Raw genomic sequence first — 967 nt, 5'->3', positions numbered from 1 at the left:
GGCGGGCCTGCATCGCCGCCGCCATCTGGGTGCCGCTCGCGCATTCGCCCGGCCGGCTGGTCGTGTTGGCGCCGGCGGCGCGCGCCGGCGCGACCGGCCGCGCGCGCAGCTCGCCGAGCGGTGCGGCGAAGCGCGCGACGATCGCCGCCGCCTGCGCATCCTCGGCGAGCGCGGGCGTGAGCTCGACCGGATCTCCGCCATGCGCCACGCCGCGCCCGGTCGCATCGAGGTCGAGGTCGAGCCGCCCGAGGAAGCGCCCGAGCGCGCCCGCCTGCACGATGCGCACCGTCCGGTCCGGCCCGTCCACCAGCGTCGGCGCCGGCCCCGCCGCGTCGGGGCGGTTCGCCAGGATGGTGTGCGAATGCCCGCCGATGATCACGTCCACGCCGCGCAGCTGCGACGCCAGGCGCTGGTCGGCCGCCAAGCCGCGATGGGAGAGCAGCACGATGGTGGCCGGCCCCTGCGCGCGCGCTTCGGCGATGGCGCGCTCCGCCGCCTCCTCCGGGGAGCGGAAGCGCAAATTCGCGCCGGGGGAGGAGATGGCGGGCGTGTCCTCCGTGGTCAGGCCGATCACCACGATCCGCGCGCCGCCGCGGGCGAAGGCAAGGGAGGGCCGCACCAGCCCTGCCAGCGCCGGCTCCTCCGCCGTGTCGAGATTGGCGCCGAGGATCGGCAGGCCGAGGGCGCGGATGTAGCGCGCCGCGTTCTCCGGCCCGTTGTCGAATTCGTGGTTGCCGAGCGCCATCGCCTCGCAGCCCCAGGCCTGCTGGATCGCCGCCTCCGCCAGGCCGCGGTGATAGGTGTAGAACTGGCTGCCCATGAACTGGTCGCCGGCATCGAGCGCCAGGCTCGCGCGCCCTTCCGCGGCGGCGGCGGCGCGCGCCGCCGTCCCCGCCCCCCCCCCCCCCCCCCCGCCCCCCCCGCCCGCCCCGGTCGGCCGGCCGGCCGCGCCCGTGGGCGGCGCGCC

Annotated in this window: 1 protein-coding gene; it reads right to left on the bottom strand. The window is 78.4% G+C overall.

Annotated features, from left to right (window positions below; all coding sequences use genetic code 11):
- Positions 1-967 (bottom strand): metallophosphoesterase (locus AC1MIR_RS11660; protein WP_480028322.1); only part of this gene is annotated, 967 nt, incomplete at both ends.

The sequence above is a fragment of the Falsiroseomonas sp. RANM36 genome (genome assembly GCF_056682175.1).
Note: the sequence above shows the minus strand (reverse complement) of the source record. Positions and strands in the feature narration are given on the sequence as shown.